This window comes from Mesorhizobium argentiipisi (SeqCode) (assembly GCF_037179585.1).
GTDB classification, from domain to species: Bacteria; Pseudomonadota; Alphaproteobacteria; order Rhizobiales; family Rhizobiaceae; genus Mesorhizobium; species Mesorhizobium argentiipisi.
This window is the reverse complement of the sequence record NZ_JAPYKO010000069.1, coordinates 1-3,936: the sequence shown is the minus strand read 5'-3', so window position 1 is coordinate 3,936 and position 3,936 is coordinate 1. Positions and strand designations below refer to the sequence as shown.

At 59.5% G+C, this 3,936-nt stretch carries 5 protein-coding genes; all 5 read right to left on the bottom strand.

Translation table 11 applies throughout. The features are described from left to right. Positions 1 to 451: amidohydrolase family protein (locus tag O7A05_RS33890; protein WP_337097755.1), on the bottom strand; the 451-nt coding region annotated here is incomplete at its 3' end. 72 nt (positions 452 to 523) lie between these two features. Then, on the bottom strand, positions 524 to 895 hold the full coding sequence (locus tag O7A05_RS33885) for an MmoB/DmpM family protein (RefSeq protein WP_140745962.1): 372 nt from the start codon (positions 893 to 895) through the stop codon (positions 524 to 526). A gap of 17 nt (positions 896 to 912) precedes the next feature. Beyond that, positions 913 to 1,971: an aromatic/alkene monooxygenase hydroxylase subunit beta gene (locus O7A05_RS33880; protein ID WP_337097751.1), complete on the bottom strand. Its 1,059-nt coding sequence runs from the start codon at positions 1,969 to 1,971 to the stop codon at positions 913 to 915. Between the two features lie 48 nt (positions 1,972 to 2,019). Continuing rightward, positions 2,020 to 3,081: an NADH:ubiquinone reductase (Na(+)-transporting) subunit F gene (locus tag O7A05_RS33875; RefSeq protein ID WP_337097750.1), complete on the bottom strand. Its 1,062-nt coding sequence runs from the start codon at positions 3,079 to 3,081 to the stop codon at positions 2,020 to 2,022. Positions 3,082 to 3,133: 52 nt separating this feature from the next. After that, the coding region (locus O7A05_RS33870) for a ferritin family protein (protein WP_463152107.1) at positions 3,134 to 3,936 on the bottom strand (803 nt) is incomplete at its 5' end.

The window sequence follows — 3,936 nt, the reverse complement described above, 5'->3', positions numbered from 1 at the left end:
CGCCGTTCCATTCGGCCGTGTACATCTTCACGCCCTTGATGTCATAGGTCTCCTTGAGGAAGTGGATGTACTCCAGCGCCTTCTCACCGTCGCGCGGATCGAAAGCACCATTGACGATGAAACGCTCCGGATAGCGCTTGGCCACCTCGGCGTTGCGCTCGATCGTGTTGAAGCCGTTCTTGTAGAAGTCCTTGAGATAGGTCGACTGGACGATCGCCACATCGTCGGGACCGTCGATGAACAGGTCGCGATAGAGATCGTCGGCGCTGTATTTCTCGAATTTGCTCTTCTCCCACAGCTGCTCCTTGGGGCTCAGCCCGGTATGATAGGCATAGAAGCACTCGATGAACTGCTTGCCGTGGATGTTCTTCTGGTTCTCGGGGCTGCCGTCCCAGAAATGGGTGTGGCCGTCGACCACGAAAATATCCTTGCCTTCCGGTGTTCTAAACATTCTTCCCTCCGCGAGATGGCGTTGATCGGTTCGGCGCGCCGCAACCAGGGCGGCGCGCCCATTTTTTGGCGGCTATTCGATGTATTCGAACATCTCATCCATGTTGCCGAACAGGATCACGGTGTTGTCGTCGACACGGACCATGCGGCCGTAGTGGGTGGACGTGTTGACCTCGAAGGTCTCGGCCGAAATCTCGCGGCCGAGATATTCACCGATGGCGTCCATCTTGAAGATCAGCTTGCCGTCACCGTCGATGCGGATCAGCGCCGGTTGGTAGGTGATCGTCACCCCCGGCTTCTTGCCCATGAATTCCGCGATGGCCCTGGCTTCGACGGAGTCGTTCATGGTGACGCCGCACTGGTGCGAAATCGTCTGTTCGAAGGTGATGTCCTTCATCTCCTTGAAGATGTTGGAATGCGTTGCGTCGCGTGCTGCTAGTGACATGACAATTTCCCCTTTTTTCAGCGCTTGAGGCCGAGTTCGCCGAGGATCTGGCCAATCCGTTCCTCGGATTTGGCGCGAACGTCCGCGAACGCGACTGGCTTGGAATGCGGCATAGACCAGATCGGCTGCAGGCCGATGGCTGCCTTGTCGGCGAGCGCGCCGTGCTTCTTGATCCAGCCCTGGAAGAGCTTCTTGTTTGCCGCGCCGTATTTCTCGTCGTTGGCGAGGATGTGCATGAGGTCGATCGTGTTGGCGAGGTTGCGCTCGTAGTCGGCCTCGGCGGCCGAGATCACCGCCGGCGTGATGAAGTCATGGTTGGCGGCGGCGATCTGCATCAGGAATCCGGAGCGGAACACCTCGCCCACCAGCGGCTCGAAGACGATGTTGATGGCGAAATACTGCTCGAGATAGTCGGTCGCGCCCATGATGGTTTCGACCGCTTCGCGGGTGCCTTGCCAGTTGTTGTCCTCGAGCCAGGTCTTCTTGCCGAGTTCGTCGTCCCAGCCGGGCAGGTCCATGCCGATCTCGGCAAGGTAAAGCGTGATGTCCTGCGCAAGCCTGAGCTTGTAGGACGAGTTGGTCAGCGTCGCGTTGTTGATCATCTGGGTGTAGCCGTAACGCTGCGCCTGCATCAGCGAGGTGCCAAGCCCGAATTCGGCATGCTTCCAGGCGCCGAGCTGGCCCTGAAGGATCTTGACCCAGGCCTTGTCGAAGGTCTTCGGTGCACCGGACTTGCGCGCATTGTTGATGACGCTCTGCACCATCGTCTCGATCTTCGACTGGCGCTGGTAGTGCGTGCGCTCCCATTCCTGATCGGGGGCGCGGAAGGCATGCCAGTTGGAGCTCTGCGCCGCGGTGTTCTGCTTGACATAAGCGCCCTTGCCGTCGGCGAAGGAGATGATCCAGTTCTGGATCAGATACCGTTCCGGGTCGGGCTGAACGTCGACCGTCATGTCCTCATAGTGGGTGGCGCGCTGGCCTTTCGGCTCGAAATACCGGTATTTGCGGCTGTCGGAGTCGGCAAAGATCGCCGCGCCGGCGGCTCCTGATCCGACTGAACTCGAGGTTGCTGGCATAATTCTCTCTCCCTTGTTGCAGTTGTGATTGGCTTTGCGTGGCCGCCCTCAATGGGCCGGGGTTGCACCTGCCGATGTGGTGAACTTGTCGAAGAAGATCCGCTCCGTTTCGAACCCGTTCATGAACAGGACCGGCTGCAGCGCATCGATCATCGGCGGCGGGCCGCAGGCATGGACATCGCCCTGCCCGTCGACCGCCAGTTGCTTGAGCTTGGCGTCGACACTCTGGTGAACGAAACCGCGCTCGCCTTGCCATTCGGCGTCATCGTTCGCGTGCGACAGCACGGGAATGAAAGTGACGTCGACATGGTTGCCGACAAGCTCGGCGATCCTGTCGAGATAGAACAGGTCCTTGCGAGTCCGGGCGCCGTAGAAGAAATAGACCGGACGTTTCTCGCCGCTTTTCAGATGGTCGTTGAGGATCGACCAGATCGGCGACATGCCCGAGCCGGCTCCGACCAGGACTAGGGGTCCTTGCCGTTCTTCCCTTCGGAAACAGGTTCCATAGGGTCCGACGACGGTGACCTCGGCTCCGACCTTGATGCCTCCGGAATCGAGTTCCCCGGAGAATTTTCCCTCAGGGTATTTTTTGATGATGAAGCAGAGTTTTTCGGTTTGGTCCGGCGTATTTGCCATGGAGAACGAGCGCGTAATCGTCTCCCCTTTTTGCGTGGTAACCGTGATGTCGACATATTGCCCCGCCCAGAACTTTATCGGGGAGCCGAGTTCGATCTCGATGCCGCGAATGTCGTGGGTCAAATGCTCGATCAGAGCAATCCGGCCCTTGAACGTCTTTACGGCGATGGCTTTCGCCAAAATCTCCTCGTCGTAGTTGAGAAGCTCGACTTCCAGATCGGAGTAGGCGATGCAGCGGCACAAAAGGACGTGGCCGCTCTCCTTCTCCATGTCGTTCAGTGCGAAGGTCGAGTATTTCAGCATGTCGGCTTCGCCGTCGAGCAACACGCTTTTGCAGGCCGAGCATTGCCCTTCCTTGCAGCCATGCGGCAGGGCGATACCCTGGCGGAACGCGGCGTTGAGCACCGTTTCACCATGCTCGACCTCGAAATCGACGCCGACCGGGCTAAGTCTGATCGTGTGGGTTTCCGACATACGGACCTCCAGTGAAAGGAAGGGGCGGGACGAACCCGCCCCTTTGGCCTGATCAGTTGCAGGGATTGATCGTGAAGCCGGCCCGGTATTCCGCCAGGTGTTTCTCACGGTCTGCGGGCGACATGGCACGCAGCGCGTTGAGCGGCGACCCGAGCTTGTTGCCGCGCACGTCGTCTAGCGTCCACATCTCCTTGTCATCGAAGCGCATATGCGGCTGCGGGACGAGCGTCTTGCCGTCGGAGCGGACGAAGTTCAGGTCCTTGATCGCATCGGCCAGATCCCAGCCGTCATAGAGCGTCTCCCACTCGCGCTTGCCGCTGAAGCGGCCCATGGCGGGCGTCGGACGGCGCTGATACTCGTCGGCGAAGGCCACCGTCGCGGTCCACTTGTCGAGTTCGTGGGCGAAGGTGTGCAGCTGGCCGTCAATCTCGCCGACCACCATGTCCTCGCGGATCAGGCAGGGCACGAGGCAGGACCAGCAGCGGTGCGGGTAGACGTAGCCGACGTCGCTGTTGAACAGCAGCACCTTCTCGCCCTTGTGACTGAGCTTGGCGTACCACTTCCAGAAATCGCCGAACTCAGCGTACCAGCCCGGATACTTGTGCTCGAACCACTCGAAGTCCTTGTCGGTCTGAGCTTCGATGCGCCAGAAGTTGACCGGCCAGCCGACCGCGAAGAACTGCCCGACCTTGTGGACGTAGTTCTTCTTGGTGATGCGTTCCCAGGCAGCCTGGACGTCGTCGTGATGGACCTTGATGCCGTATTTCTCGAGCGGCAGCATGTAGGTGCGGTAGTAGTCCTCATAGATCCAGCGGTGCCACATTTCCGCGTAAGACTCCTTGTTCTTGTCGCGGT

Bases quoted from the DNA above. Each gene is read 5' to 3' on its own strand.
- O7A05_RS33880 (WP_337097751.1), bottom strand. From the start codon at position 1,971: ATGCCAGCAACCTCGAGTTCAGTCGGATCAGGAGCCGCCGGCGCGGCG.
- O7A05_RS33875 (WP_337097750.1), bottom strand. From the start codon at position 3,081: ATGTCGGAAACCCACACGATCAGACTTAGCCCGGTCGGCGTCGATTTC.
- O7A05_RS33885 (WP_140745962.1), bottom strand. From the start codon at position 895: ATGTCACTAGCAGCACGCGACGCAACGCATTCCAACATCTTCAAGGAG.